Source organism: Pseudomonas sp. OV226 (assembly GCF_003148705.1).
In the GTDB taxonomy this organism is placed as follows: Bacteria; Pseudomonadota; Gammaproteobacteria; order Pseudomonadales; family Pseudomonadaceae; genus Aquipseudomonas.
The window spans coordinates 1-25,424 of sequence record NZ_QGGS01000022.1 but is presented as its reverse complement, the minus strand read 5'-3'; the positions used below and the strand labels follow the sequence as shown (position 1 = coordinate 25,424).

General features: G+C 59.8%; 32 protein-coding genes and 1 pseudogene. 30 read left to right on the top strand and 3 right to left on the bottom strand.

The window, feature by feature from the left end; genetic code table 11:
* Window positions 1-50: 50 nt before the first annotated feature.
* The 4 genes from C7534_RS25735 (at window position 51) to C7534_RS25720 (ending at window position 1,863) form a co-directional block, all read left to right on the top strand.
* Window positions 51-404 (top strand): hypothetical protein, encoded by a 354-nt coding sequence (locus C7534_RS25735; RefSeq protein WP_109787448.1) that lies wholly within the window; start codon window positions 51-53, stop codon window positions 402-404.
* 79 nt (window positions 405-483) lie between these two features.
* Complete coding sequence (locus tag C7534_RS25730; protein WP_109787447.1) at window positions 484-786, top strand: hypothetical protein; 303 nt, start codon at window positions 484-486, stop codon at window positions 784-786.
* 282 nt (window positions 787-1,068) lie between these two features.
* Complete coding sequence (locus C7534_RS25725; protein ID WP_109787446.1) at window positions 1,069-1,398, top strand: phage holin, lambda family; 330 nt, start codon at window positions 1,069-1,071, stop codon at window positions 1,396-1,398.
* 45 nt (window positions 1,399-1,443) lie between these two features.
* Window positions 1,444-1,863, top strand: a complete 420-nt coding sequence (locus tag C7534_RS25720; RefSeq protein WP_109787445.1) for a hypothetical protein — start codon at window positions 1,444-1,446, stop codon at window positions 1,861-1,863.
* Between the two features lie 60 nt (window positions 1,864-1,923).
* Here the strand turns inward: C7534_RS25720 and C7534_RS25715 are convergent, their stop codons facing one another.
* Entirely contained in the window at window positions 1,924-2,253 is a 330-nt protein-coding gene (locus C7534_RS25715) for a hypothetical protein (RefSeq protein ID WP_109787444.1), read from the bottom strand.
* Window positions 2,254-2,615: 362 nt separating this feature from the next.
* Here C7534_RS25715 and C7534_RS25710 point away from each other — a divergent pair, with 362 nt between their 5' ends.
* The 26 genes and pseudogenes from C7534_RS25710 to C7534_RS25585 all read left to right on the top strand — a co-directional run bounded on the left by C7534_RS25710 (window position 2,616) and on the right by C7534_RS25585 (window position 23,935).
* The gene (locus C7534_RS25710; protein WP_109787443.1) at window positions 2,616-3,191 is read left to right on the top strand and encodes a terminase small subunit; all 576 of its coding nucleotides are present in this window, start codon (window positions 2,616-2,618) and stop codon (window positions 3,189-3,191) included.
* Window positions 3,192-3,194: 3 nt separating this feature from the next.
* A complete protein-coding gene (locus tag C7534_RS25705) occupies window positions 3,195-5,210 on the top strand; it encodes a phage terminase large subunit family protein (protein WP_109787442.1) in 2,016 nt (671 codons plus the stop codon).
* Between the two features lies 1 nt (window position 5,211).
* Window positions 5,212-5,418: a phage head-tail joining protein gene (locus C7534_RS25700; protein WP_109787441.1), complete on the top strand. Its 207-nt coding sequence runs from the start codon at window positions 5,212-5,214 to the stop codon at window positions 5,416-5,418.
* Window positions 5,418-6,900 (top strand): annotated as a pseudogene (locus tag C7534_RS25695) (phage portal protein). The gene C7534_RS25700 and the pseudogene C7534_RS25695 overlap by 1 nt, the downstream one beginning before the upstream one ends.
* On the top strand, window positions 6,897-8,072 hold the full coding sequence (locus C7534_RS25690) for a head maturation protease, ClpP-related (RefSeq protein ID WP_109787440.1): 1,176 nt from the start codon (window positions 6,897-6,899) through the stop codon (window positions 8,070-8,072). Before C7534_RS25695 ends, C7534_RS25690 begins: the two are co-directional and overlap by 4 nt.
* Window positions 8,069-8,413 (top strand): head decoration protein, encoded by a 345-nt coding sequence (locus C7534_RS25685; RefSeq protein ID WP_109787439.1) that lies wholly within the window; start codon window positions 8,069-8,071, stop codon window positions 8,411-8,413. Before C7534_RS25690 ends, C7534_RS25685 begins: the two co-directional genes overlap by 4 nt.
* A 63-nt stretch (window positions 8,414-8,476) precedes the next feature.
* Window positions 8,477-9,472, top strand: a complete 996-nt coding sequence (locus C7534_RS25680; RefSeq protein ID WP_109787438.1) for a major capsid protein — start codon at window positions 8,477-8,479, stop codon at window positions 9,470-9,472.
* A gap of 2 nt (window positions 9,473-9,474) precedes the next feature.
* Entirely contained in the window at window positions 9,475-9,795 is a 321-nt protein-coding gene (locus tag C7534_RS25675) for a head-tail joining protein (RefSeq protein ID WP_109787437.1), read from the top strand.
* Complete coding sequence (locus C7534_RS25670) at window positions 9,792-10,448, top strand: hypothetical protein (RefSeq protein WP_109787436.1); 657 nt, start codon at window positions 9,792-9,794, stop codon at window positions 10,446-10,448. The genes C7534_RS25675 and C7534_RS25670 overlap by 4 nt, the downstream gene beginning before the upstream one ends.
* Window positions 10,441-10,971, top strand: coding sequence for a hypothetical protein (locus tag C7534_RS25665; protein WP_109787435.1), 531 nt, complete (start codon window positions 10,441-10,443; stop codon window positions 10,969-10,971). The genes C7534_RS25670 and C7534_RS25665 overlap by 8 nt, the downstream gene beginning before the upstream one ends.
* The gene (locus C7534_RS25660) at window positions 10,968-11,630 is read left to right on the top strand and encodes a phage baseplate assembly protein V (protein ID WP_109787434.1); all 663 of its coding nucleotides are present in this window, start codon (window positions 10,968-10,970) and stop codon (window positions 11,628-11,630) included. The genes C7534_RS25665 and C7534_RS25660 overlap by 4 nt, the downstream gene beginning before the upstream one ends.
* Before the next feature lie 7 nt (window positions 11,631-11,637).
* The gene (locus tag C7534_RS25655) at window positions 11,638-11,940 is read left to right on the top strand and encodes a hypothetical protein (RefSeq protein ID WP_109787433.1); all 303 of its coding nucleotides are present in this window, start codon (window positions 11,638-11,640) and stop codon (window positions 11,938-11,940) included.
* Window positions 11,941-12,003: 63 nt separating this feature from the next.
* Window positions 12,004-12,249, top strand: coding sequence for a hypothetical protein (locus C7534_RS25650; RefSeq protein WP_109787432.1), 246 nt, complete (start codon window positions 12,004-12,006; stop codon window positions 12,247-12,249).
* A gap of 5 nt (window positions 12,250-12,254) precedes the next feature.
* Entirely contained in the window at window positions 12,255-12,581 is a 327-nt protein-coding gene (locus C7534_RS25645; protein WP_109787431.1) for a GPW/gp25 family protein, read from the top strand.
* The gene (locus C7534_RS25640; protein ID WP_109787430.1) at window positions 12,578-13,465 is read left to right on the top strand and encodes a baseplate J/gp47 family protein; all 888 of its coding nucleotides are present in this window, start codon (window positions 12,578-12,580) and stop codon (window positions 13,463-13,465) included. The genes C7534_RS25645 and C7534_RS25640 overlap by 4 nt, the downstream gene beginning before the upstream one ends.
* Window positions 13,462-14,070 carry a phage tail protein I gene (locus tag C7534_RS25635; protein WP_109787429.1) on the top strand — a complete coding sequence of 203 codons (609 nt, stop codon included), beginning with the start codon at window positions 13,462-13,464 and terminating at the stop codon, window positions 14,068-14,070. The genes C7534_RS25640 and C7534_RS25635 overlap by 4 nt, the downstream gene beginning before the upstream one ends.
* A complete protein-coding gene (locus tag C7534_RS25630) occupies window positions 14,063-15,523 on the top strand; it encodes a phage tail-collar fiber domain-containing protein (protein ID WP_109787428.1) in 1,461 nt (486 codons plus the stop codon). Before C7534_RS25635 ends, C7534_RS25630 begins: the two co-directional genes overlap by 8 nt.
* 10 nt (window positions 15,524-15,533) lie before the next feature.
* Window positions 15,534-16,145, top strand: coding sequence for a phage tail protein (locus C7534_RS25625; protein ID WP_335739952.1), 612 nt, complete (start codon window positions 15,534-15,536; stop codon window positions 16,143-16,145).
* A 104-nt stretch (window positions 16,146-16,249) separates the two neighbouring features.
* On the top strand, window positions 16,250-17,416 hold the full coding sequence (locus C7534_RS25620; RefSeq protein ID WP_109787427.1) for a phage tail sheath subtilisin-like domain-containing protein: 1,167 nt from the start codon (window positions 16,250-16,252) through the stop codon (window positions 17,414-17,416).
* 12 nt (window positions 17,417-17,428) lie between these two features.
* Window positions 17,429-17,932, top strand: coding sequence for a phage major tail tube protein (locus C7534_RS25615; protein ID WP_109787426.1), 504 nt, complete (start codon window positions 17,429-17,431; stop codon window positions 17,930-17,932).
* Window positions 17,933-17,945: 13 nt separating this feature from the next.
* A complete protein-coding gene (locus tag C7534_RS25610; protein ID WP_109787425.1) occupies window positions 17,946-18,266 on the top strand; it encodes a phage tail assembly protein in 321 nt (106 codons plus the stop codon).
* Between the two features lie 149 nt (window positions 18,267-18,415).
* Entirely contained in the window at window positions 18,416-21,163 is a 2,748-nt protein-coding gene (locus tag C7534_RS25605) for a phage tail tape measure protein (RefSeq protein ID WP_109787424.1), read from the top strand.
* Between the two features lie 12 nt (window positions 21,164-21,175).
* Window positions 21,176-22,036 carry a phage tail protein gene (locus C7534_RS25600; protein ID WP_109787423.1) on the top strand — a complete coding sequence of 287 codons (861 nt, stop codon included), beginning with the start codon at window positions 21,176-21,178 and terminating at the stop codon, window positions 22,034-22,036.
* The gene (locus tag C7534_RS25595; protein WP_109787422.1) at window positions 22,011-22,217 is read left to right on the top strand and encodes a tail protein X; all 207 of its coding nucleotides are present in this window, start codon (window positions 22,011-22,013) and stop codon (window positions 22,215-22,217) included. The genes C7534_RS25600 and C7534_RS25595 overlap by 26 nt, the downstream gene beginning before the upstream one ends.
* Window positions 22,218-22,297: 80 nt before the next feature.
* Window positions 22,298-23,344 carry a phage late control D family protein gene (locus C7534_RS25590; protein WP_109787511.1) on the top strand — a complete coding sequence of 349 codons (1,047 nt, stop codon included), beginning with the start codon at window positions 22,298-22,300 and terminating at the stop codon, window positions 23,342-23,344.
* Between the two features lie 57 nt (window positions 23,345-23,401).
* The gene (locus tag C7534_RS25585; RefSeq protein WP_109787421.1) at window positions 23,402-23,935 is read left to right on the top strand and encodes a glycoside hydrolase family 19 protein; all 534 of its coding nucleotides are present in this window, start codon (window positions 23,402-23,404) and stop codon (window positions 23,933-23,935) included.
* A 415-nt stretch (window positions 23,936-24,350) separates the two neighbouring features.
* Here C7534_RS25585 and C7534_RS25580 read toward each other — a convergent pair whose 3' ends face one another.
* Both C7534_RS25580 and C7534_RS25575 read right to left on the bottom strand, forming a co-directional pair.
* Entirely contained in the window at window positions 24,351-24,740 is a 390-nt protein-coding gene (locus tag C7534_RS25580; RefSeq protein WP_177412278.1) for a hypothetical protein, read from the bottom strand.
* 10 nt (window positions 24,741-24,750) lie between these two features.
* The coding region (locus C7534_RS25575; protein ID WP_256594817.1) for a polymorphic toxin type 44 domain-containing protein at window positions 24,751-25,424 on the bottom strand (674 nt) is incomplete at its 5' end.

The window sequence follows — 25,424 nt, the reverse complement described above, 5'->3', positions numbered from 1 at the left end:
GTCAATTAGTTGGTATCTTTTTTGTTCAAATAATTGACGAATGGTGATTTATGCTTTCAACCTTGGGTGAGTGGGTCGCACTAGTGATACAGTTTTTGGGGACCGGTTTTTCTGCGTTTCTTTTTATCGCAGGCGTTATTTCTATGCGTTATTTTGTATTGACGCATTCTGAAAATTTTTGGTTTTACATCGTTGCCGCGGTTGGGCTTTTTTTGATTATCTTCTTTCCGCATGGCTGGCAAGCTGCATTCGTTGACACGCCACCGGACTGGGAGGCGTTGCGAGCAGGGCGCGCTGTGATCGCTCATAGTTCACTTTTAAAAGCTGATTTCTTCGGTGCCATAGTAGGGGCTGCTAGTGCATTTTTAGGTTCGTTTTTGGTGGTTGAACGGCGTAACTGGTAACTCGAAGATAGTTCTCGAAAGCCCACCTAGTGTGGGTTTTTTTGTGTCCCAAGAAAAACTAACCAGCAAGGAATGACCGATGATGAAGCGAGTCACGATGTACCTGGGGCTGGCGTTCGCCGCCTGCCTGTCCTGTTTTTCGATTGGCGCATTTGCCGAGCCGATCCGCACGGGCGTCAACTACGCCGCGCATTACCTGTCGGCTCTTGCCGAGCCGCAGGGTGTCGCCATGCAGCGACTGGACCTGACCCTGGCCATGTGGCGAACGTGTGGTCAGCCCGAAGGCCAGGCCCTGAAAAGCAACCTCCGCGCATCCAGCAATCACTTCGTGATAACCACGTTCAAGGCTTCGCCTGACGGTGTCGGCTTGACCCCCTGCTGAATACGTCTGGTTGCAATGGAAAAAGCCCGCGCACATGCCGCGGGCTTTTTTGTACCCCCGAGGAAAGCAGCTACCCGTGTGGACGCTTTCCCGGTTGTACACATTTTTCCTCACCCTCTTGAGCTCGTAATCGGCTCGCTCACAGAGGGTCTCATTCAGGCCTCTGCATCCGCAGGGGCTTTTTCGTATCTGGCACCCACGCCATCGTCTTTGCTCCGAGCGGATGAGAGAGGCGGGGAGTGCCGGACCTATTCTCGCTCTCCCCGAAAGGGAGGAATCCGGATGCCAAACATGCCCGACAAACCAGATACATGGCTGATCGTCATGGCCTGGCTCAGCCAACATTCCCCGATGTTCTATGCCGCGACGTTGTCGTGCTGGATCGCCTTCTTGCGCGTCATCTACGGGGGAGGGGGGCGGCGACAGGCCGTGCTTGAGTCCTGCTTGTGCGGCGCAATCACGTCGGGTGCGTTCCCGCTGCTCGAGTACTTTCACCTTCCATCGAGCCTAGCGGCGGCTGTCGGTGCTGTCATCGGCACTCTTGGCGTGAAGAAAGTGGCCGCACTGGCCGACCGTTTTACTGACATCAAATTGCCGAAACGGCAGGAGTGATCAATGCAACTGATCAACTCCCGTAACTTATAACGAGGTGATAAATTGAAAAAATACTGGATTACTCCGCATAAAGAATCGTCCGTACTGGTCAAGGCTGAGCGTATGGAGTTGATCGACAAGCAGGTGACTCTGTTCGTTGGCGACCAAATCAAAGCCCATTTTCCGCACATAGAAAGTGTCGTGGTGAATGAGCTGGATCCGTTGCCCGCTCTGTCTGCCGCAGAGCCGATCAGCTACACCCCTGGTGTCGTGTCTTCCTTTTTATCGCCGGCCAGCCCTTTGGTCGAGGCGATCGAATCCACGGCGCGGGTCGTTGCTGATCTGGAGATTCAGGATTGCCATTCTGGTCGCCCGGATCGTTTGGCCGCGCTAGGTGCTATGTCTGTCCATCTTGAGATTTTGCTGAGCGAACAACGCATTCAATTGTGCGCGGCAGTGAAGGCGCCGTCTTGTCTCCAATAGGCAAGGAGGCCGTTTACTACCAGGCGATAGCTACTGCCCGGAATTAATCCGTGACTACCCCTAATCGTATTTTGGGTGTGTCGACAAAGAGATTAGGTGAAAGACCTGGCTACGAATCACATTCGGCAGTTGGTAGCCCATCTCAGTCATAAGCGACTCGTGGCCGCCGGAGTGCTTTAGGTATTTCCGGGCGCTGTAGTAAATGATCGCCAAGCGAGTGATCCGGCTTGCCTTATCGGTGATGTAGTCGTCATGCCCTTTCATATCAATGCAGAGAGAACGTACCTGATTGAGGGCGGACTGATTAATGCCCGGCTGATTGTGTCGCTGAAAGACGCTATCGAGTTTGTCCAGTGTTGTAAAAATCTTTTGGGAGAAGTCCATGGCCATTGATTGTCACTTGCCTCCGGTTGCTGCGCGTGTCTCGCTGATATGGGTCAGTGGTGCGCGCGATGCTAGCACCGTGTTTCTGAGCAACCTTGACCAATTGCGACACCCATTGGCCGTTCATAGGGTTGATGTGCCGAAAAACGCCGGGGACCCTGGAGTTATCCAAAGGACACGGGGTCGCAAACCCGCGAGAAAGCGTTAGCGGCACCCCTGCAAAGTTACTGAAATATGCCTTACTGAAATTTCAAAAATTAGGCTGAAAGCCCCGAGCTAAAGCGCGTCGCGCGAAATTTCAGTAAGGATTTCAGTAAGAAAAATTTTCAGCGAAAAATTTCAGTAAGAAAAATCCTAAGGAAAAGACGGTGACGGCGCCCATCTACCTGTCAAAGAAGGCCTTTGCGGATCGTATTGGCAGGTCGCCCAGCTATGTCACCCAGCTCAAGGAAAGCAGCCGCTTGGTGCTGGCCCCGGATGGGAAAAAGGTCGATGTCCTCGCCACCGAGGCCTTGATTCTTGAAACCGCCGATCCCAGCAAGGCCGCCGTTGCCGCTCGTCACCAGCAGGATCGTGCTCAGCGCGACGGTCACGGCCTGCCGATGTCCTTAACAGCGACTTTCGGTCAGGACGAAGAGCCCGAGTTCCAGAAGGCCCGTGCCCTGCGTGAGCACAATCTGGCGCAGCTGGCCGGGATCGAATTGTCCGAGCGACGAGGTCTCTTGGTTGAGCGGACCCAAGTGGAACTCGCCGCCTACAGCGCCGGTCGCACGCTGCGTGATCTGTTGCTGGGCATGTCACCGCAATTGGCACCCGAACTGGCCGCGATGACCAGTCACTGGGAAATCGAAAAGCGTTTGACGGCGGAGTTGCGCCGAGTTCTTGAGGATGCAGAGCGCATGTCTTCGGCGGACCTTGCCCATGTATTAACTGCTGAGAGCTAACCTATGTCACCGGAAATGCTAAACGGTGCAGAGGCGTACCGTGAGGCTTATTTCCGTGGGCTAAGACCAGAACCGGATGTTTGGATTGATGTATGGGCTGATGAGTACATGCGTATTCCACGCGATACGGGGGCTGCTGAGCCAGGCAAGTACCGCACTTCGCGTACACCCTATGCCCGGGAGCCCATGCGTTGCCTGTCTCCGGCACACCCCTGCAAACGTGTGGTCACCATGGTGGCCTCGCAGCTGATGAAAACCCAGATTGCGCTGAACTGGATCGGCGGTCTGATCCATATGGCGCCGTCCAATGTCTTGACGTTGTTGCCGAGCCTGGGTCTGGCCAAGCGCGTGTCATCGCGGATTGGCAAAACTATCAAGGCGACACCGGTGTTGCGTGAGCGTGTGGCAGCTAACCGTTCCCGTGATGCGCGCAACACCATGGACACCAAGGAGTTTGAAGGCGGATCGTTGTACATCACCACCGCCGGCTCCGCGGCCAACCTATCGGAGCTGTCGGCCCGTTATATATATGGCGACGAGGTGGACCGTTGGGTCGTGGACGTGGGTGAAGAGGGCGATCCTGTCGAGCTGGCGGAAACGCGGGCCAGTACCTTTGGCCGCAACGCCAAGTTCTACTTTTCCAGCTCGCCGACGATCAAGGGCGCTTCGCGCATTGCGGATCTATTTGATAGCAGCGACCAGCGCTACTACTACGTGCCTTGCCCAACCTGCGGACACATGCAGATTCTGGAGTGGGAGCGCCTGCATTACTCGAGCGATTACAAGGTGGTGCATTACCAATGCGCCGGGCCTGATTGTGATGTGCTGATTGAGGAGCACCACAAGGGCGAGATGCTGGCGAAGGGGGAGTGGCGCGCCCATGCTCAAGGCGATGGCGAAACCGTCGGCTTTAACCTCAATGCGTTGTACTCGCCACCCGGTTGGACCGGTTGGGCGGCATTGGCCATGCAGTTTGAAAAGGCCAAGGTGGCTCAGAACAAAGGCGATCTTGAGCCCATGCAGGTGTTTTACAACACGCGTCTGGCCAAGGTCTGGGACAGTGCTCAGGAACAAACCAAGGCATCGGTGCTGATGGCTCGGGCGCGTTTGGAGCATTTTGGCCTGGGTTCGATGCCGTCCGCGGTCCTGATGCTCACCGCCTCGGTCGACACCCAAGGCAACCGCCTGGAGTTCATGGTGGTGGGCTGGGGCGCTGGCATGGAGCGCTGGATCATTGATTACCAGATTATCTGGGGCGACCCGTCCGATGAGCGCACCTGGGCGGCGCTCGATGAAAAGCTCAAGGCTCGGTACCCGCATCCGTGCGGCGTGGAACTGGCCATTTTGGCCACGGCCATCGACTCCGGCGGCAACCATGTGGATGAGGTGTACCAGTTCTGTCGTTTGCGCCGTTGGCGTAATGTTTTTGCGGTCAAGGGTGCCAGTAAACCTGGCCGGCCAGTGATTGCCCAGCGCCCGTCCATGATGGACGTGACCTGGAAAGGTTTGACCGAGCGCAACGGTGTTGAACTCTGGCTCATCGGCACGGACACCGCCAAGGACTGGATTTACAACCGTTACCCGGTGGAAGACGGTCCGGGTGCACTGCACTTTGCCAACGATTTGCCGGATGATTTTTTTGCCCAGTGTGTGGCCGAGCGCAAGGTGGCCCGGTATGTCAAAGGGTACAAAAAGATTGAGTGGGTCAAAGGCAAAGCTGAACGCAACGAAGCCCTCGACCTGATGGTGTACTCCCTAGCCATGGCGCATTACCTGGGGCTCAACCGCTACAAGGAACACGACTGGCAGCGGGTTAAAAACGCCTTGATGCAGGCTGGCACATCGTCCGGTTTGTTCGAGGAGAAACCCATCGTCGCCGAACGTATTCGCACCCCTGCGGTGCCGATGCAAAAGCCTGCCGAAGCCGCTGCACCACGCAAAGCCTCGGCGGCTCCAGCGCCACCCGCACGAATTCCTCCACGCCGCAGTTCCAGCAGCAGCTACCTGAAGAGACGCTGATATGTCATTTACAAAAAAGCACCTCGACGCGGTTGAGGCGGCCATCGCACGCGGTGAAAAAACCGTGCGCTACACCGACCGCACCGTGGAGTACCGTACGGTCGATGAGCTGCTCAAGGCGCGCGACCAGATCCGCACGTCATTGGTCAACTCGGCCGGACCACGCTCGCGTGTGGTGCGGCTATACCATGGAGGCAAAGGACTCTAATGGCTCGCCAATTCCCAACCCTGACCCGTAATGGCTTTGTCCTGCCGTCGAACATCAAGGCCAGTTACGAAGGTGCCGGCGAGGGTCGTCGCTCCGCGGGCTGGGATGCGCCGGACAACGGCATCAACAGCATCAATACACCGGCCCTGCGTAACCTGCGCGCGCGTTCCCGGGCGGCGGTTCGTAACGACCCGTATGCCTTCAACGTCATCGACAAGCGTGTCAGCAACCTGATCGGCACGGGCATCACCCCGCGACCGACCCTCGACGATGATGTGTTACGCAAGGTGCAGCAGGAGCTGTGGGCGGATTGGGTCGATGAAGCGGACGCCGATGAACGCACCGACTTTTACGGCCAGCAAGCCCTGGTGGCGCGCACGGTGGAAACTTCGGGCGAGTGCTTTGTGCGCTTGCGTCCACGCGGCTTGGACGAAGGTCTCGCCGTGCCGTTGCAGCTGCAGATCCTGGCGCCAGAGTTTGTGCCCCATGACAAATTCGAGACCACCAAAAGCGGCAACATCATCCGCGCCGGCATTGAGTTCACGCCCGGTGGCAAGCGCGCGGCGTACTGGATGTACCTGTCCCATCCGCGCGATGCGGCGTCGCTGAACGCGGGGTTCAACCAGTTGGTCCGTGTGCCGGCCGCCCAGGTGCTGCACATCTTCGAGCCGGTCGAACCGGGTCAGTTGCGTGGGGTTCCGCGCTTGTCGCCAGTGCTCAAACGCCTGCGCAGTCTCGACAACTACGACGACGCGGTGTTGTTTCGTCAGGAAGTAGCCAATCTGTTTGCCGGTTTTATCAGTCGCCCGGCGCCAGACGCCGGGCAGACACCCCGCGATCCGGTCACCGGTCAGCTGTTGGACATGGACGGCGACGGTTTCACCCCGATGGTCGCGCTGGAGCCCGGCACCATGCAGGAGCTGGGACCCGGTGAAGAGGTGGAGTTCTCCAAGCCACCGGACGCAGGCAACAACTACCCATGACTTCATGCGACAGCAATTGATGGCCGCCGCCGCGGGCACCGCGACGCCGTACGAGATCCTCACTGGCGACATGCGCGGGATCAACGACCGAGCGCTGCGCGTGGTGCTCAACGAGTTCCGCCGCCGTTTAGAGCAGCTGCAATTTAGCGTGTACGTCCACCAGCTGTGCCGCCCGGTGCGAGCCGCCTGGATGGATATGGCGGTATTGTCAGGCGCACTGGTGCTGGACGATTACGCGCAGAAGCGCCGCCATTACCTGCGTACCCGTTGGGTGCCGCAGGGCTGGGCTTACATTCAGCCGGTGCAGGACGTGCAGGCCCGGCGCATGGAAGTGCAGGCCGGTTTCTCCTCGCGTAGCGAGATGGTGCTGCGCACCGGCTACGACGCGGAAACGGTCGATCTGGAAAACGCCGCTGATCTGGCGCGGGCCACCAAGCTGGGCCTCAATTACAACACCCTGGATGCCGTCGACACCAACGACGACAAGGAGCAACCATGAGCAAAAAAACGCGACCGCGCGTTTACAACCGGGCGGGCAAACGCGTGCCGGTGCAGGACAAGACCTGGTACGCCGTACACGCCAGCGGTGAGGCCACCGAGCGCGTCATTGAGGTCTTTGTCTACGGCGAGATCGGCGGTTGGGGCATCACCGCCAATCAGTTCGTGCAGGATCTGCGTGCGATGGACGACGGCGTCTCGCCGGTAATCGTGGCGTTCAACAGTATCGGCGGTGATCTGTTCGACGGACTTGCTATGCACAATGCGTTGTCGCGCCTGGGGGAGCGCTGCACCGGGCGGGTCGATGCACTGGCCGCCAGTGCCGCCAGCGTGGCGGTCTGCGGTGCACACAAGGTAGTGATCGCGGCTAACGCCATGTTGATGATCCATAACCCTTGGACGTATGCGGCCGGGGACGCCGAAGACTTTCGCAAAGTGGCCGACGTGCTCGACCAGACCATGGAGGCGATCATCGCGGCCTACAAGGCCAAGGCCCCGGACATCGATGAGGTCGAGTTGCGCCGCTTGGTCGCCGCTGAAACCTGGCTGACCGCCAATGAAGCGGTGGCCTTGGGCTTGGCCGACGAAATCGGAGAGGGAATCAAGGTCAAGGCCTGCCTCGGCCAGGGTGGTGTGCTGCAGCGTTATCAGCACGCCCCGGCTGAATTGCTGGCCCAGCTCGATGAACCGGTGGAGGCGGACCCCGATGCGGATCCCGACCCTGACCCAACGGTGGAGATTGTCGACCCCTTACCGGCGCCCGTGGTCGATTCGGCCAAGCTGGCCCTGATGATCACCCAGCGTTGCGCCGCGGCGGGCATCAGCAACCTAGTTGAGCCGTTGCTCAGTTCGACCCGTCTCGAAAGTGAAGCCATCGTCGAGGCAGGGCTGGTCCGAGCCAAGGCGGTGAATGATCTCTGCGTGGCGGCCCGGTTGCCGGAGTTCAGTGCCGAATATGTAGCTGCAGGGCTGGATGCCCCGGCGGTGCGGGCGCGTCTGTTCGACAAGATTGTCACCAGCGGTAAGGGCTTTGAAATCGACAACAGCCTGCCCCTAGAGAATGACCCGGCCCCCAAGGTGCTGGCCAAACAACCTGATCCCACTTCGATCTGGGCCACGCGACAAGCGGCTCTATCGGCCACCACGCGCGGCGCAAAAGGAGCAAGAGTATGACCATCAAAAAAGAACCGATTCACGCCGGTGAGTTTCTCCTTTCTGAGGGGGCCGGCAACATTTCACGGGAAACCATCAACGTCGCGGCCGGCCCCGCGCTGATGTCGGGCCAAGTCCTCGGCCTGGTCACCGCCTCGGGCGAGTTTGCCCCCTATGATCCGGCTGCCGACGACGGTACCCAGACGGCCGTCGCGATCCTTTTTGCCCCTTTGGGCGAATCGGACATCGTGCGCCGTGGGCGTGCGGTGGTGCGTTTGGCTGAAGTCAGCGAAGTGCACCTGACTGGGCTGGACCCAGAGGCTGAAACAGACTTGGCCAATCATTTCCTGATCGTGCGTTAAAGCCCCTCAGACACGTTGCCCCAGCCCGCCTTGAGCGGGTTTTTTCATTTCTGGAGAGTACCCATGGCCGATATCGCCATTTTTGACGACGAAGCGTTCACCGTCACTGCACTGACTGCTGCGCTCAACGATCAACCCTACCTGCCGGGTCGTATCAGCGCCCTGGGCCTGTTTCGCGAAGAGGGCATCACCACCCTGACCCTGCAGATCGAAAAGGACGGCGACACCCTGGCCCTGGTACCGGCCGGTGAGCGGGGCAGTTCGGGCCTGGTGGTCGCGGCCAGCAAGCGCCAACTGATCCCGTTCAACACCGTGCACCTGCCGGAGCGCTTCACCATCAAGGCTGACGAAATTCAGGGTATTCGCGCCTTCGGTACTCGCACCGAGTTGCAGGCGGTGCAGGACGTGGTCAATACCCGTCTGGCCAAAGCGCGCCGTCAGTTGGACGCGACCCACGAATTCCAGCGTATGGGTGCACTCAATGGCGTAATCCTCGATGCCGATGGCCAAACGCCGCTGTTGAATATTTACGATCGCTTTGGCGTCGAGAAACAGACGATGTCTATGGGCTTGGCCGACCCGAGCACGAAATTACGGGTCAAGTGCCTTGAAGCACTGGACATGCAAGAAGACGCATTGGGCTCCGTGACCAGCACCAGTTCCCGCGCCTTCTGTGGCAAGCACTTCTGGAGCAAGCTGATTGTGCACAAGTCGGTCGAGGAGACCTACCTCAACAGCCAGCAGGCCGCGGCGTTGCGCGGGGACGCCCGGGAAAGCTTCGAGTTCGGCGGCATTATCTGGGAGCGCTACCGTGGCAAGGTAGCCGGCGTGTCGTTCATCCATGACGACAAGGCGTTGCTGATCCCTGAGGGCGTCCCTGATCTGTACATCTCGGTGTTTGCGCCGGCGGACTACATGGAAACGGTCAACACTCAGGGTATCCCCTACTACAGCAAGATCGAGCCGATGCAATTCGGCAAGGGGATGGCCGGCGAAGCCCAGTCCAACCCGTTGCACCTGTGCACGCGACCTCGGGCGCAGATTCTGCTGGAGCTCTGACGGTGGGCTTTCGCGATCTGATCGCCGACGTCGATGCGGTGGTGTTCGAAACGCTGGGCGACACAGCACGGATCGAGGGTCGCGAAGAACCGGTGTTCGGGATGTTCGCCGCGCCCTGGTTACAGCCCAAGTTCGGCAAGCTCAACACCGGGCTGCGTGAACCGCGATTCGAAATCCGCGTCAGCGATTCGCAAGGGCTGGAGCCCGGTCTGTTGGTCAGTGTCGATTTGCCCGCCTTGGATGGCGGCGGCGACTACGACTTGCTGCAGCTGGAGCCGAGCGGCGACGGTCTGGTGGCGTTGATCCTGAGGATGCGCGCATGAGTGTCGGCAGCTATTCCGAGCAAAAGCGTAACAGCGGCATGCTCACTATCCAGCCGTCAACGGCGCACATCCAAGTGCTGCAGGACTTTGCCAGATTGCTTCCGAAGGCGGCCGCCGCCGCCCAACGACGTGCGATCAACAAAACCCTGGGATGGCTACGCTCGAAAATTGCGGGGGCGGTAGGTAGGCAAGAGGGCATCGCCGTCGCCGCTGTTCGACAGAGACTGAAGGCGTATCCGGTCAATGGCGGCACGATGCGCGGCAAGCTGTGGTTTGGTCTCAATGCCATTGAAGCCAGTCGCACCGGTCGAGCACGTCAAACCAGCAGCGGGGTCTCGGTAGGCGGCCGTCGTTTTCAGGGAGCCTTCTATAAAAAAGTGTATGGCGGCAAAGCCGACATCTGGATCCGCACGGCGAGCAAGCACTTTTCCGAGGATGACTATCCCGATACAGAGCAAGGGCGACGCCGCTCGGGGTTTATCGAAGAAAACGACCACCGCTTTCCCCTGGCCAAGGCCAAGGTTTCGTTGGAACAAGCCCGGCCCCACTTTGAGAGCTGGGTGCGGCAAGCGGATGAGCACTTGCTGGTTGTCCTCCAACAAGAACTCAATTTTGAATTGCAAAAATACCTGAAGGGGGCAGCCAATGTCTGAAGAGCCTTTTAGTCTTGAACAACTCTATCGGGCAATGGAGCAGGGGGTTTTGGCTCACCTGCCGGGAGTCCGAGCGGTGACAGCTTGGCCGGATATCAAGGACCGTATTGCACTGCCGGCGGTGTTCCTTGAGATGGCCGAGATGGAGCCTGGCCCGGACATCGGAACGGGGGAGATCACTCTCAATTGCCGGTTTGAGGCGCGGATCATTGTTGACCCCATACAGCCTCAACACTGTCAGCATGCCGCGCACCTAGCGGCGCAATTGGCGGTGCTGCTGCGTATGCAAACCTGGGGCATTGCGGTGGAGCCTGCCGAGTTCGTCCAAGCGATGCAGGATTGGAGCCGGCCGGCGTTGGATGGCTACACCGTCTGGGTGGTGGAGTGGACCCATCAGCTCTACCTGGGTGTTGAAGAATGGCCGTGGTCCGACAAGCCCCCCGAAGTGCCAGCAGGTGGTGAATTCCCCGTTGAAGTGATACTCGGCCCGACGGGAAACTTTGATTTGGACCCGTGTGTATGAGCGGCTACGCAAACGCCCAGCATGACCGAATGCTCGCAGGCGTGGTCAAGGATTGTTATGTGGTGGCGGTCGATCTGGCTGCCTCGCCCCCTGCGTGCAGGGTGTCGGACGGTGAATGGGTCAGCGCCTGGGTGCGCTGGCACAGTCTCGCCGCCGGCAAGGCCAGGCACTGGCGGGCACCGTCCATCGGCGAGCAGGGCACACTGGTTAGTGCCAGCGGTGACATGGCACAAGGCACGTTTATTCCGGGTCTGTACGGTGATGCTGGTCCGCCACCGGACAATCGCGACCACGTGGAAGTTTGGCGTTTTGACGACGGTGGCTCGTTGGTTTACGACTGGCAGGCCAAGGCCTACAGCATCACCCTGCCGACCGGGACGGTCGCCCTCAAAGTCGGTAGCACCGAGGTGGTCATTACCGATGACGCGGTGACGGCCAGGGTCGGTAGTACTGAGGTGGTCGTTACGGGTGACGCCGTGACGGCCAAAGTCGGTGGTTCCAAGGTAGAGCTCACGCCGGAATCGGCGACGGTTAAAGCCATGGTCATCCAGTTGGTGGGCGCGGTGTTGATCGAGGGTCCACTCCACGTTACCCAGAATATCAACAGTGATATGTCGATCATCGATACCGCTGGGAACAGCAACCATCACAAACATTGAGGTCAAAATGGCGGGCGAACCCATCTCCGAGCAATCGGCGTTTGACATTGAGACAATCGTGAAGTTGTTGGAAGGACAGATTGCCCAGCATTACGACGCCTATCGAATGCGTAGTCGCTGGCCAATCATCTTGAACAAGGCTAATCCGGAAGACGTTGCCGAAGCCCTCGTTCGGGTGTTGAGCCATGGCCGATACGTAACGCGCGAACAGCGTTCGATAGTGACCAATATCACCATCACTTGTAGCGGTGGCGATCCGGTCGCGATTGCAGATGCTGTGGCAAAGACTGCCATTGCCGGGTACCCGTAGCTTTCAAACCTTCTATTTCTATCAGCCCGCATAGCGCGGGTTTTTTATGCCTGGAGTAAACACATGGCCAAGATCGATGCGACGAACAACGCTCCCCTAACGAATCCTGAACCATTGGCGCAACCTGCGTCGGTGTCGGCTTCGACACCGCTGAAGTTTCGCGACAAGGTCTACACCTCTCGACAGCTAATCCTGCCTGAGACCCGGCGCACCCTGCCGGTGCTCAAGGGCGTGGTCGAAGTGCCGGACTCCGACATCGAGGCCGTCAGGTTTCTGAAAGCTCACGAAGAATTCGAACCGTTGGGGTGAGTTAGATGATCGGAATGGATCGCCACACCGGCCAGCCCATCTCCGGCATCGAGCACCTGCGCCAGTCCATCGCGGACATCCTGGGCACGCGGTTGGGCAGTCGCCGGCAGCGGCCGGAGTACGGCAGCAAAGTTCCCTCATACGTCGACATGCCGGTTAACGAGGGCTGGAAAAGCTCGGTGCAAGCCGAGGCGGTTCGTGCGATCGGGCGGTGGGAGCCGCGCGTCAAGCTGGAGCGCATCCGTGTCGTGTCGGTATTGGGCGGCAAGGTCGGGCTGAGTCTGGCCGGCGAATACCTCGGCGACCGTTTTCTGTTTGAGGTGAGCGTATGAGCATCGTTGATCTGTCGGCGTTGCCGGCACCGGACGTGCTGGAAGGGTTGGACTTTGAAGTCACCTATGACGAAACGCTGAGCACCTTTCGCGCTTACATGGGCGACAACTGGAGCGCGCACCTGGAGAGTGATCCGGTGGTGAAGTTGCTGGAGGTGGCGGCCTATCTGAAGGTCGGTAACCGCGCCCGGGTCAACGATGCCGCCAAGGCGCTGTTGCTGGCGCATGCGATCGGCCCTGATCTTGATCAGTTGGGGGCGAACTACAACCTGAAGCGCCTGGTGATTCAGGCGGCGGATCTGGCGGCGGTGCCGCCGGTGCCCGAGGTCAAGGAGCTGGACGACCCGTTTCGCGAGCGCATCCAGTTAGCCTTTGAAGGTTTGACCACGGCCGGCCCGCGTAACAGCTACATCCTGCACGCGCGTAATGCCTCGGGTCTGGTGGCCGATGCCACGGCCGAAAGCCCGGCGCCTTGTTACGTGACGGTCACGGTGCTGGGTGCAGAAGGGCGCGGCGAGGTCGGTCCCACGCTGTTGGCCACCGTCGCGACCGCGCTGAATGACGACGACGTGCGGCCCGTGGGCGACCGGGTCGCGGTGCAGAGTGCGCAGATTCTCGACTACCGCATTGACGCCATTCTGCACATGAGCGGCGCCGGCCCCGAAGGGGATGCCAGTTTGGTCGAGGCCAAGAAACGCTTGGCGGCGTGGATCAATCCGCGCAAGCGCTTGGGGGTCGAGGTGGCCCGTTCGGCGGTGGACGCGCAATTGCACGTCGCCGGCGTGGCCCGGGTTGAACTGGTCGGCTGGGTCGACTTGGTGCCGACCAAGGCCCAGGCGGCGTGGTGTATCGATTACACGGTGACACTGGCGGGGGCGACATGAACAGTCTGCTGCCGAGCAATAGCACGCCACTGGAGCGCGCCCTGGAGGCGGGTTTCTACGAGCGAACGATTGTTCCGCTGCGCACGCTGTACAACCCCGATACCTGTCCGGTGCGTCTGCTGCCCCACCTGGCGTGGGCGTGGTCGGTCGACCGTTGGGATTATCGGTGGTCGGAGGCGACCAAGCGCGCGGCCATCAAGGCGTCGTATTACATCCATGCCCACAAGGGGACCATCGGCGCGTTGCGTCGGGTGGTCGAGCCGCTGGGCTACCTGATCGAGATTACCGAGTGGTTCAACACGGTGCCGGAGGGGACGCCGGGCACCTTCGCGCTGAAGGTCGGCGTGCTGGATACCGGCATCACCGAGGAAATGTATCAGGAACTGGAACGCCTGATTGACGACGCCAAGCCCGTTACGCGGCACCTCACCGGGCTGGCGATCAGCCTCGAAACACAAGGCCAATTGAACATTGCCGCCTGCCTCTACGAAGGCGACGAAATCGACGTGTACCCGCCGGTGATGCGCGACATCGAGGTCAGCGGCACCTTCGGTGTGGTGGGGCGCGAACTCTCCATAGACACTCTGGATATTTACCATGGTTGATGTGAATTCACAGTTTTTTGCGATCCTCACGAATGTGGGGATGGCCAAGCAGGCGAACGCCGACGCGCTCGGTGTGCCGTGGAAAATTACGGACATGGGCGTGGGCGATGCCAGCGGCACCGACCCGATCCCCAGCGCAATACAAACCCATCTGATCAACGAATGGCGCCGCCGGCCGTTGAATCAACTCAAGGTCGACCCGGCGAATGCGGCGGTGATTATCGCCGAACAGGTGATTCCAGCGGATGAGGGCGGTAAGTGGATTCGCGAAATCGCCCTGTATGACGCGGACGGGGACATGGTGGCGGTGGCCAACTGTGCGCCAAGCTTCAAGCCTTTGCTGTCGCAGGGCTCGGGCCGCACGCAAGTGGTACGGATGAATTTCATCGTCAACAACTCCGGCAACATCACGCTTAAAATCGATCCGGCGGTCGTGCTGGCGACGCGTGAATACGTCGATCTGCGAATCATAGAAGAGCTGTACAAACTCGACAGCAAGCAGTCGGTGCGGGCGGCCACTACGGCTAACATCGCACTGGCCGGGCTTCAGGCTCTCGACACGGTCGTCCTGGTGGCCGGTGATCGGGTGCTGGTGAAAAACCAGAACGTGGCCAAGGACAACGGCCTGTACATCGCCGCCGCCGGCGTGTGGACGCGCGCCCCGGATGCCGACATCAGTGCCGAGGTCACCTCGGCACTGATGGTGTCCGTTGAGCAAGGCGCCACGCTGGCCGACACCCGTTGGCAGTTGGTTACCGATGGGGTGATTGTCCTGGGCACCACGGCCCTGACTTTTCAGGACGTCACTCAGGGCTATGCGCCGATCAACTCCCCGGCCTTGCTGGGGACTCCATCGGCGCCCACAGCCCCAGCCGGTACTAACACCACGCAAATTGCGAGCACGGCATTCGTGGAGGCGGTGCGGGTGGCTCTGGTTGCGGCTGATGCCCAGAAAGCCCCACTTGCATCGCCTGTGCTTACGGGCATCCCAATCGCGAACACGGCTGCGCCGGGAACCAATACGGGGCAGCTTGCAACAACAGCCTTTGTTGCCGCTGCGGGTGCACTCAAAGCCAACCTTGCCAGCCCTGCGCTTACGGGGTTGCCGACTGCGCCGACCCCCGACACCGGTGTTCGGGGCACCGCGATAGCGACAATGCAGAAGTTCGCCGATGAGTTTGTGGGGTTGATTAGTGCTAACGGTTACCAGAAGTTCCCGACCGGGCTGATCATTCAATGGGGTGCGGGAAGTGTTCCCGCGAACGGCGGCACAACGGTGTATTTCCCTATTACATTCCCCAATGCTGGTCTGAACGTTGTTGTCAGCGACCAAGCGTCGAGCCAGGGTTCTGTAGAGCCCATGGGCGCGCAAATCATTGGTGGGTCAGCCTTCCAGGCTTGGTACAAGACGGCAGCGGCTGGCACCTTCTATTGGACGGCCATCGGCTACTAAGGAGTAAAAAATGTTCTATTTCGCAAAAACTGGCGGCTTCTATGACGGCGCGATTCATGGGGCGCGCCTGGTCAAGATTCAGGACCCGGCTTGGATCAGACCATCGGTGGATATCGTCGTGCAACCGGGTGAGTCGGCATGGGTGGGCGACGAGCTGACGTCGAACACTGGGGCTGAGCCGATTACTTACCGTAATATTCCCGACATGAACGCAACGCCTGACATGCTGGAGGTTGATAACCCGGACTGCTTGATTCCGGCGGATGCGGTAGAAATCACCCAGGAGCGACATGCAGAACTTTTTGCGGGGCAGGCCATGGGTAAGCAAATTTCAAGTGGCGAAGATGGCTACCCGCTGCTGATTGGTCCGCCGCCGCCCTCTCCGGAGGATCTTGCTGCAATAGAGCGGGGTTGGCGGGGTGGACTGCTTGCTGCCACCGACGGCCTTGTTTCGCGGCACCGCGACGAACTGGAGGGCGGTTCAACGACGTTGACGCCAGCTCAATACACCGAGCTTCAGGCGTACCGCTTCGCCTTGCGCAAATGGCCCGACGCGGGCGGGTTCCCTTTGATCGAGCATCGACCCTCGGCCCCGGACTGGATCGCCACGTTGATCCAATAAACGCCCCGCACTGACGGGGCGTTTTCTTTTCCGTTACGCGCAACACGAACACCCCCGACAGCCTCGCGAATGCGGGGCTTTTCCGTTTCTGGAGATTGAGCCTTATGAGTTTCTTTCACGGCGTCACCACCTCGCTGATCGACACCGGCGCGCGCACCATCTCGCTGCCGTCGTCGTCGATCATCGGCCTGTGCGACACCTTCACCCCGGGCATCCTCGGTGGCGGCACGGCCAAGGCCGGCGAGCTGAAGTTGATCACCACCGAGCGCGAGGCGATCGCTGCCTTCGGTCCCGACTCGGCGATCACCAAGGCCTGTCAGGCGATCTACGTGCGGGCCAAGGCGGTGATCGTCGCCATTGGCGTGCCTAAGCTCGCTGACGAAGCGCTGCAAACGTCCGCCGTCATTGGTGGCGTTCTGGCCTCGGGCCAGCGTACCGGCCTGCAAGCGCTGCTGGACGGCAAGAGCAAGCACAACGCCCAACCCAAGCTGCTGATCGCCCCGGGGCATTCGTCGACCCAGGCCGTGGCCACCGCCATGGATGCGCTGGCCGGCAAGTTGCGCGCGATGGCCATCATCGATGGCCCGAACACGACCGATGAGGCGGCCATGGCCTACGCGCTGGAGTTCGGCAGCAAGCGTCTGTACATGGTCGATCCCGGCGTGAAGTACTGGGACACGGTGTTGAGCGCAACCATCGACGCGCCGGGCTCGGCGTGGGTTGCGGGGCTGTTTGCCTGGACCGACGCCACTTACGGCTACTGGGCGTCGCCGTCGAACAAGGAGTTTGTCGGCATCACCGGCACCACGCGCCCGATCGAGTACCTGGACGGCGACGAAACCTGCCGGGCCAACCTGCTGAACAACGCGAACATCGCGACGATTTTGCGTGACGGTGGGTATCGCCTGTGGGGCAACCGCACGCTGTCCAGCGATCCGAAATGGGCGTTCGTCACCCGCGTACGGACCTGCGACATCCTGATGGATGCGATCCAGGCGGGGCACAAGTGGGCGGTCGACCGCTCGATCACCAAGACCTACGTGCAGGACGTGACCGAGGGCCTTCAGGCGTTCATGCGCGATCAGAAGAACGCCGGCGCGGTGATCAACTTCGAAGTCTACGCAGACAAGGAGAAGAACACGGCCAGCCAAATTGAGCAGGGCAAAGTGTTCTGGCGCATCCGCTTCACCGACGTGCCGCCGGCCGAAAACCCGAATTTCCTCATTGAAGTCACCAACGAATGGTTGACCGAAGTTATTGAAACCGCCTAAGGGGGCCGCGTAATGATTCCTCAAGTTCTCTCCAACATGAACGCCTTTGTCGACGGCGTGAGTTTCGCCGGCGACGTGCCCACTTTGTCGCTGCCCAAGCTTACGCAAAAGACCGATGACTATCAGGGCGGCGGCATGTCCGCCCCGATCGAGATGGCCATGGGGCTGGAAAAGCTGGAAGCGGCGTTTACCACCAACGGCGTGCGCCGTGAGTCGCTGAAGTACTTCGGTCTGGCCGATCAGACCGCGTGCAGCATTGTCTTTCGTGGCGCCTTCCGAGGCCTGAAAGGCGAAATGACGCCGGTCGTGGTCACCCTGCGCGGTGGCATCAAAGAGGTCGACATGGGCGACTGGAAGCCGGGCGACAAGGCGGAAATCAAACACGCGATCAAGGCCGTTTATTACAAACTCGAAATCGAGGGTCGCGTGATGTACGAAATCGACCCGCTCAACATGATTCAGGTGATCGACGGCGTCGATCAACTGGCCGCAGAACGCTCGGCCGTTGGCCTCTAAGGACTAAAAGCACATGACTCAAGTTTCCCAAGACACCAGCGAACCGACCTTGCCGAAGTGGCTGAAGCTGACCGACGAGGGCGTTACGGTAACGCTCAAATACAAAACCGTAATCAGCGGTGTGCAGACCGACGCGCTGACCATGCGTGCGCCCAGCATGCTCGACTGGCGCGCATCCAAGGCCGCCGGCAATGGCGACTTTGAAAAGCAGGAGCTGTCGTTGTTCAGCAGCCTGGTGGGACTGACCGAGGCGGAACTGTTGACCTTGAAATACAAGGACTACAACCGCCTTTCGGCTGGCTATTTTCGCCTGGTCGAAGAAGACGACGTTTAACGCCGTCACGCTCAGGGACACGGCTCAACGCTTGGCCAGAGAAACAGGGTTTTCTGTGGCCGAGATTGAGTCGCTGCCCTTTGATCAGATGCTGTGGTGGCTCACGGATTGAGCCGCCTTTGAACTCCTCCGACGTATAGGGCACGCAAATGGCGAACAAACTCGCGCTCGGTCTGGTCATTGGCGGGGCGGTCAGTTCCACGGTGGGCTCGGCGTTCAAGGACGTCACCGGTCGCATCGAGCGGCTAGAGGCCACCGGCAAAAAAGCCCGGGTGCTGGAAAAGACCATTGGCGACACCATGCGTCTGCGCGATGAATGGCGCAAGGCGCACTTGGCGGGCGAGAAAGGCGCCTCGGCGCTGGAAAAGCAGTTGGAACGCAACCTCGGCATCTTGAAGAAAGAGGGTGTGGAAGTACGCAATTTGACCAAGGCTTATTCAGCCATGGGGCAGGTGGCGCACAAGGCCGAACTGAAAGCCAAAGGTCACCTGCAGGTTGATGAGGGCAAGCAGAAGCTCAAAAGCAGTGTCGGTCAGGCGGTGGCTGCCACGGCGGCGATGGCCATTCCGACCAAGGTCAGCGCGGACTATGGCGCGATCATCCGCGACATTGCGATCAAGTCGAACATTGCCAACAAACCCGAAGAAGCGCAGATGTCGAGGACCATTATCGACACTTCGCGCGACACCGGCATGGCGCGTAATCAGGTGGCCGAGGTGGTGAATGCCCTGGTGGGCGCCGGTATGGAACTGGACAAGGCCATGGCGTATGCCCCGACAGCGGCGAAGTTCGTCGTGGGGCAGGGTTCGGATGGCACCGAAACGGCGAAGATGATCAACGCCCTGGGGCAAAACGCCAAGATCTCCGACCCGGCCGTGATGCAGCAGGCGTTGGAGGCGATCGCCTATCAAGGACAAGCCGGCAGCTTTGAAGCGGCCGACATGGCTAAGTGGTTTCCTGAACTGCTGGCGAACATGGGCGCTCTGAACATCACCGGCATGGATGCGGTGACTCAATTGGGTTCCATGCTCCAGGTACAGATGAAAACGGCTGGCAGTTCGGATGAGGCGGCCAATAACCTGAAAAACTGGATGGGCAAGATCGGCTCCGGCGAAACCGTAGCAGCGTATAAAAAGGCCGGGATCGATTATCAAGGGTCGATGAACACCGGGCTGCAGAATGGCAAGTCCACGCTGGAATCGAGCTTTGAGCTGGCGCAAAAATACATTGCGGCGACCGATCCGAAGAAAGCCGCAGCCATGGCCGAAGCCACGGCCAAGATCAGTAAAGAGACGGACCCGGAAAAAGCCAAGGCCATGATTGCCTCCCTGGAGCAAGCCTTGCGCACCGGCGATCTGTTTGCCGACATGCAGGTCAAAGCGGCGCTGACCGCTTACATGCAGAACAAGGACTTGTACGACAGGCTGAAAAAAGACTCGGCCAGCGCCACGGGGATTTTGGACAAAAACCTTGAGGAGCGCCGCCAGACGTCGGCGCAGAAGTGGGCGGAGATGGCGCAAGGCATGGACGAGGCCATGCGTGCTATTGGTGACGCGATGCGTCCGGTCACGGACAAGGTGGCGGATGGACTGACCTATGTCACCCAAGGGCTGAGTAAATTGGCCGACGAGTCGCCCAAAGTGGTGACGGGGATCGGCACGGCCGTCGCGGCGGTGATTGCCTTTCAGAGTGCGATGAGCACGTTCAAGATCGCCAAGGGTTTGCTGAACATCGGGCGCGGGTCGTCGCTGATGGGCAATCCGAACATCCCGCAAAAGGTCATTGTGGTGGGTGGCAGCGGGGGCGGCAGTGGTCTGGATGCGGGTGATCTGGACAGCGATAAAAAAGATAAAAAAGGCCGCAGGGGGCGGCGTGGCGGGCGGGCGGGCAAGTTGGAGCGCGTGGCGTCGACGGCCAACACCACGGCCAAGGTGGCGTCTAACACGGCCAAAGTGGCCAGCGCGGCGAGCGCCGCCAGTTCGGTCGGGAAGGCGGTCAGTGGTATCGGTAAAACCGTGGCGACCGGGGTCAAGGGGCCGGCGATTTTTGCGGTCGTTCAGGCCGGTCTGAAAGCCAAGGACACCTACGACAACGCGGTGACGCAAGACGAAAAAGCTGAAGGGTATGGCGCGGCGGTCGGTGGACTGGCGGGCACGTTGGCCGGTGCCGCTGCGGGGGCGGCGGTTGGTTCGGTGGTTCCGGTAATTGGCACTATTGTCGGCGGCTTGATTGGCGGGTATCTCGGCAGTATGGGCGGTGACGCGCTGGGCGGTTCTCTGGGCAAGGCAGCGTTTGGCACGCCGGACGACCTGAAGCGGATGCCGGCCGCCGGGCCGCTGATGATGGCCAATGCTGGCAAGGACATTCCTCCGGTGCTGGGCGGGATTGCCCAGTCATTTGCCCCGTCGACCAGTGGGCCGTTGATGCTGGCCAATCCGGGGGCGAGTGTTGCGGCCACGTCGAATACCACCGCACCGGTCGTACCGGCGTCGCCGGTGTCGTATGACCCGCGCGACCTCAACTCGAAAGACGCTATGTTGTTGCCGCACTTTGCCAATAAGGTGCGCTTTCCGGGTTCGGAGCTGCGTCGTCCGCCGGTGATCAAGTCGGGCCTTGAAGATCCCGCGCCGGCGCCGGGAGCGGCGGCCAAGGCCATGATGCTGCCACCGGCCAGCGCGGACGCGGCGGCGCTGGTGAAACCGATGGCGGCGAAGCCCGAAGCGCCAAAAATCGAGTCTAAGGTGGACATTCAGGCGCCGTTTACGCTGACGGTCAACGGTGACGTGAAGGATGGTAATCAGCTTTTTGCGCAGATCAAGCCGCAGCTCGATCAGTACTATCGCGACATGGCCAAGCAGGTGGGCAGCAGTCAGCTCTATGACGAGCCGCACGTTTAATCAGGAGGGCGTATGTCTGATCAGGAAAAGACGGCATTGCAGCAGTTACAGTCAGGGCTGAAATACCTGGCCTCGGCCGGGGAGACCGGGCGACGCAGTCTGGACGGTATGCTGGGGCCGGTGAATGGCGCGATCGGGGAAATCACCGGCGCCGCGTCCGAACTGGAGGGGCTGCCCTTTGTCGGGCCGGCGGTCGGCGCCCAGCTTCAGCGCGTCATGCGCGGGGTGAATGCCGCTCAGGCTCAAGTCGGGAAAGTGGTGGCCATGTACGGCACGGCCACCCGGGCGCTGTCGCAAATTGATGAACGCATGGGCGTGCTGAAGGAACAGGCGGGCAAGGCGGCGACGGCGATCAACAAGATCGCCGGTATGGTCAGTCCGTCGCTGGCCAACATCGTGCCCACGGGGGCCTTTGCCACGGATCAGACGCCGGCGCCGGAGGCGGTTAAGCCGTTTCCGCACCTGCTGATTATCCAGCCGGAAGACCCCAAGGCGCAGCCGTATTTCTTCAACCTCGACACCGCGGCGTTTGACGAGCTGCGCCGCTCGACCGAATTCCGCTGGGCATCCCAGGAGCGCCTGTCGCGCCGTCCGGCCCAGCAAGGCGTCGGCATGGGCGACGAAAAAATCACGCTCAAGGGCGCGATTTTTCCCGGGTTCAAGGGTGGTCTAAAGCAGCTCGACACGTTGCGCGCGATCGGCGCCCAGCTCAAGCCGCTGACATTGACGACGGGCTATGGCGATGCGCTGGGTACCTGGTGCCTGAAAAGCCTCGAGGAAGAACAAAGCGCGCTGATGCAGGGCGGTATCCCGCGTAAACAAGGGTTCACTCTGGAGTTTGCGCGCTATGGCGACGACATGCAGAACGTCTGAAGGGGATCTGCTGGACACCATCTGCCATAACTTTTATGGCCACCTCATCGGCAGCGTGGAGGCGGTGCTGGACGCCAATCAGGGGTTGGCCGATGAACCTCAGCCTTACCGCGACGGCGTGCTGATCGTGTTGCCGGCGCTGGTCGCACCCGCCCAGGAGCAGGTCACGTTATGGGATTGATGATCTACACTTTCATTGCTCCCTTTTCAAATCCTTACTTTCTGGCCCGCCTTGTGCGGGTTTTTTTTCGGAAAAAATCCATGACACCTCAATTTCGCATCGTGGCCGACGGAGCCGATATCACCGGGCTGATCAATGACCGGCTGATTCAACTCAGCACCACCGACAAGCCGGGCATGGATTCGGACACCTTCGAGTTGCGCATTGATGACCGTGATGGGCTGGTGACGCTGCCTCGGCGTGGCATCGGGATCGAGGTCTATCTGGGCTACGCCGAGACCGGCTTGGCCCGGCTGGGCCGTTACGTGGTCGATGAGGTCACGGTGTCCGGCCCGCCGGATACGATCGTGATCAAAGGCAAGGCCAGCGACATGCGCGGCAGTGGCAAGACCATCCGCAGCGGGAGTTGGGAGGACGTGCCGTTGTCGAAGATCGTCGGCGACATCGCCGCGCGCAATGGCTGGGCGGCGGGGTGTCCGGTGTCGACCAAGGTCGCCCGGGCGGACCAGCACGGCGAGTCTGATTTTAACTTCATCACGCGCCTGGCTAAGCAATACGACTGCACGGCCAAGGTCGCGGATGGCAAATTGTTGGTCGTGCCGCGTCAGGGCGGACAGACGGCCAGCGGCAAGGCCTTTGGCGCGATCACCTTGACCCGGGCGGACGTCAGTCGTTGGCAGTTCAGCCTGGGCGACCGCAACACGCACAAGTCGGTGGGAGCCAAACACCAAGACAAGAAAACCGGCAAGCTGGAGGTCGTGTCGCTGGACAATGACGACCTGCCGACCGGGCTGCCCTCGGTGCATACCGATCGGCATATCTACCATGACAAAACCGCCGCCGAGGCCGCCGCCAAGGCGCGCTTGGCTGCGTTCAATCGCTCGAGCGCCGGCGTGCGGTTTGAGATGCCGGGCCGCACGGACCTGTTTGCCGAGCGTCCGATCATTGCCCAAGGCTTCAAGGTCGGCCTCGATGGCGAGTACCTGACCGATTCGGTCGAGCAGGTGTATACCCAAGCCGGCTGGTCGACCACCGTCGAGTGCAACGGCGGCAAGCATGGCAAGGCGAAAGCCAAGGGCAAGAAATCGAAGAAACCAACTAAACCGCTCGAAGTCGTGAACCTGTAACTGCGCTATCGCGCATCCATAGCCGCCGAGTGCGGTTTTTTTACGCCTGGAGTTTGTATGTCCATCACAACGAAGCAATTGCTGCAAATTCTTCCGAACGCCGGCACGAAAGCCGGCGTTTTTGTTCCTGCTCTCAACACTGCCATGCAGCGCTATCAGATTGTTGGCAGTAAACGGGTTGCCGCCTTCATTGCCCAGATCGGCCATGAATCCGGCCAGTTGGTCTACGTGCGTGAGATTTGGGGGCCGACACCCGCCCAGGCGCGATACGAGGGCAGGGCAGACCTGGGCAACACCGTGGCCGGTGACGGCTTCAAGTATCGCGGTCGGGGCCTGATCCAGATCACCGGGCGTGCCAACTACGCGGCATGCGGGGATGCACTGGGCATTGATCTGATTGCGCACCCCGAACTGCTGGAGCAGCCGCAATACGCCTGCCTGTCGGCAGGTTGGTTCTGGCAGCGCGCCGGGTTGAATACCTTCGCCGACAAGGGCGACTTCGAGAAGATCACCCGGCGCATCAATGGAGGGCTCAATGGTCAGGAGGATCGGTTGAAGCTTTGGGGCAGTGCGATGGCGGTGCTGGTTTGAGAAAAAGCAAAGCCCCAAAATTCGCGGCCTCGGGGCTTCTATTTTCGACGGCATCCCTCAATGCCTGGCGAACGTGGCGACGAGGCTACCAGCGATGCGTTGGAAATTCACTACTAAAATTGTGGGATTGTGTTCGTTCGGCAGGACGCCGAGGAGGACCCCCTCCATTATTATCCAGCCAGAGTTACTAACTCCGTATGAATGAGGCTGGAAATTTTGGCGGCGGTAGGGAAGCTGACGGGAGCGAGTATTGTAGAATTCTCTTGCTCGCTCACATCTTCAGTTTAACCGCAGTGCAGGATGACAGTCCTTTGGTGTGAGCGGGCCACCAACTTATCGTTTCCACCTGGCCCACAGACCGCGCACTCTGTGCAACTCTCCAAAAAATCGGGGGCCAGTTCTGGAATATATCGCCCTATGGTTTCGCCGTGTCGGTGGTGCATTGCTTCAAGCGATCAATGTCCGTGCCGCTGCCTTCGCTGGTGTCGATATCGCCGTTTGCATCCAGATAGATATGTGTCGTCGGCCACTTTGGAGTGACATTAACGCAGTGGTTGCGGGTCTTTTTGCCCCACCAGTAGAACTCCATAAAGAAGTTTTCATCTGGAAAGATGTGGCCGAAGTCCAACGAGTTCTCGCCGGGGTACAACCCTCCGCGACCACTCCTGTAGATCCTGTGCTGTGTATTCCAGACACAGCCCAGCTTTTCCGTCGCATCCTCTGAGTAGTGGACGATTACCGTAGGTGTTGCGAAATACCAGAATGCAAACGGGGAAAGTAACAGGAGCAGGGGCGCTAGGAATATCCGCCCATATCTAGTTGGTTTCGCATTTGTGCTCACTTGCACCGTCCCCCCATTCCTCTGGCGATACTGCCAATACTTCGTCCATGACCATCTTGGCTGTGATGCCTCCATTGGGGTGTTGGTTATAGAGTTTTATGCCGATGCTAATCGATATCCGGTCAGGAGCATCATCCCAAGCCCTTAGCCCGTCAACATCTGCTGAACGATGTGGGCCTGGGAGTGGTTTTTTGCCTGAGTTCAGCCCGACCAGCTCTCGTAATTTCCGTTCGGAGTCCGAGACAATTTGCTCGGCCCCAGCACCATCGGAAAGAACGCTTTCTGAAAGCCCGCCAGCCCTACCTACATACCCATAGTGGATGTTCGACCAGATGTCGTAAAAGTAGTCGTAGGCGCCTTGTTTGTGGCGGGGTTTGCCACCGAAGAGTTTTAGCAATGTGGGCTTGTGGTCCCACGGACGATCTTGACCCACACGCTCAGTAAAAAGGGCCATAGCAGCCGTGCCGTTGGAAGCAGCAATCGCTTGGGGGCTGGTGGTGCCAATCTGGGCATACCAAGGCAGGGCCATCTGCTTGCGGGTCTCTTCAGCAACGTCGTAGCTCAATAGTTCCTTCATCTTCAAGACTGATGGGTGGTGGATGTTGGTATTCATTTCGCTGGCAATATATGCAGCCAGTTCTTCCATCA

What these genes read in the sequence shown, in the direction of transcription:
- C7534_RS25650 (WP_109787432.1), top strand. Translation starts at nt 12,004, where the DNA reads ATGGCCAAGATCGATGCGACGAACAACGCTCCCCTAACGAATCCTGAA.
- C7534_RS25700 (WP_109787441.1), top strand. Translation starts at nt 5,212, where the DNA reads ATGTCATTTACAAAAAAGCACCTCGACGCGGTTGAGGCGGCCATCGCA.
- C7534_RS25685 (WP_109787439.1), top strand. Translation starts at nt 8,069, where the DNA reads ATGACCATCAAAAAAGAACCGATTCACGCCGGTGAGTTTCTCCTTTCT.
- C7534_RS25690 (WP_109787440.1), top strand. Translation starts at nt 6,897, where the DNA reads ATGAGCAAAAAAACGCGACCGCGCGTTTACAACCGGGCGGGCAAACGC.
- C7534_RS25595 (WP_109787422.1), top strand. Translation starts at nt 22,011, where the DNA reads ATGGCGACGACATGCAGAACGTCTGAAGGGGATCTGCTGGACACCATC.
- C7534_RS25735 (WP_109787448.1), top strand. Translation starts at nt 51, where the DNA reads ATGCTTTCAACCTTGGGTGAGTGGGTCGCACTAGTGATACAGTTTTTG.
- C7534_RS25660 (WP_109787434.1), top strand. Translation starts at nt 10,968, where the DNA reads ATGAGCGGCTACGCAAACGCCCAGCATGACCGAATGCTCGCAGGCGTG.
- C7534_RS25600 (WP_109787423.1), top strand. Translation starts at nt 21,176, where the DNA reads ATGTCTGATCAGGAAAAGACGGCATTGCAGCAGTTACAGTCAGGGCTG.
- C7534_RS25605 (WP_109787424.1), top strand. Translation starts at nt 18,416, where the DNA reads ATGGCGAACAAACTCGCGCTCGGTCTGGTCATTGGCGGGGCGGTCAGT.
- C7534_RS25585 (WP_109787421.1), top strand. Translation starts at nt 23,402, where the DNA reads ATGTCCATCACAACGAAGCAATTGCTGCAAATTCTTCCGAACGCCGGC.
- C7534_RS25620 (WP_109787427.1), top strand. Translation starts at nt 16,250, where the DNA reads ATGAGTTTCTTTCACGGCGTCACCACCTCGCTGATCGACACCGGCGCG.
- C7534_RS25730 (WP_109787447.1), top strand. Translation starts at nt 484, where the DNA reads ATGATGAAGCGAGTCACGATGTACCTGGGGCTGGCGTTCGCCGCCTGC.
- C7534_RS25655 (WP_109787433.1), top strand. Translation starts at nt 11,638, where the DNA reads ATGGCGGGCGAACCCATCTCCGAGCAATCGGCGTTTGACATTGAGACA.
- C7534_RS25640 (WP_109787430.1), top strand. Translation starts at nt 12,578, where the DNA reads ATGAGCATCGTTGATCTGTCGGCGTTGCCGGCACCGGACGTGCTGGAA.
- C7534_RS25625 (WP_335739952.1), top strand. Translation starts at nt 15,534, where the DNA reads ATGTTCTATTTCGCAAAAACTGGCGGCTTCTATGACGGCGCGATTCAT.
- C7534_RS25630 (WP_109787428.1), top strand. Translation starts at nt 14,063, where the DNA reads ATGGTTGATGTGAATTCACAGTTTTTTGCGATCCTCACGAATGTGGGG.
- C7534_RS25705 (WP_109787442.1), top strand. Translation starts at nt 3,195, where the DNA reads ATGTCACCGGAAATGCTAAACGGTGCAGAGGCGTACCGTGAGGCTTAT.
- C7534_RS25680 (WP_109787438.1), top strand. Translation starts at nt 8,477, where the DNA reads ATGGCCGATATCGCCATTTTTGACGACGAAGCGTTCACCGTCACTGCA.
- C7534_RS25670 (WP_109787436.1), top strand. Translation starts at nt 9,792, where the DNA reads ATGAGTGTCGGCAGCTATTCCGAGCAAAAGCGTAACAGCGGCATGCTC.
- C7534_RS25715 (WP_109787444.1), bottom strand. Translation starts at nt 2,253, where the DNA reads ATGGCCATGGACTTCTCCCAAAAGATTTTTACAACACTGGACAAACTC.
- C7534_RS25635 (WP_109787429.1), top strand. Translation starts at nt 13,462, where the DNA reads ATGAACAGTCTGCTGCCGAGCAATAGCACGCCACTGGAGCGCGCCCTG.
- C7534_RS25725 (WP_109787446.1), top strand. Translation starts at nt 1,069, where the DNA reads ATGCCAAACATGCCCGACAAACCAGATACATGGCTGATCGTCATGGCC.
- C7534_RS25665 (WP_109787435.1), top strand. Translation starts at nt 10,441, where the DNA reads ATGTCTGAAGAGCCTTTTAGTCTTGAACAACTCTATCGGGCAATGGAG.
- C7534_RS25590 (WP_109787511.1), top strand. Translation starts at nt 22,298, where the DNA reads ATGACACCTCAATTTCGCATCGTGGCCGACGGAGCCGATATCACCGGG.
- C7534_RS25610 (WP_109787425.1), top strand. Translation starts at nt 17,946, where the DNA reads ATGACTCAAGTTTCCCAAGACACCAGCGAACCGACCTTGCCGAAGTGG.
- C7534_RS25645 (WP_109787431.1), top strand. Translation starts at nt 12,255, where the DNA reads ATGATCGGAATGGATCGCCACACCGGCCAGCCCATCTCCGGCATCGAG.
- C7534_RS25615 (WP_109787426.1), top strand. Translation starts at nt 17,429, where the DNA reads ATGATTCCTCAAGTTCTCTCCAACATGAACGCCTTTGTCGACGGCGTG.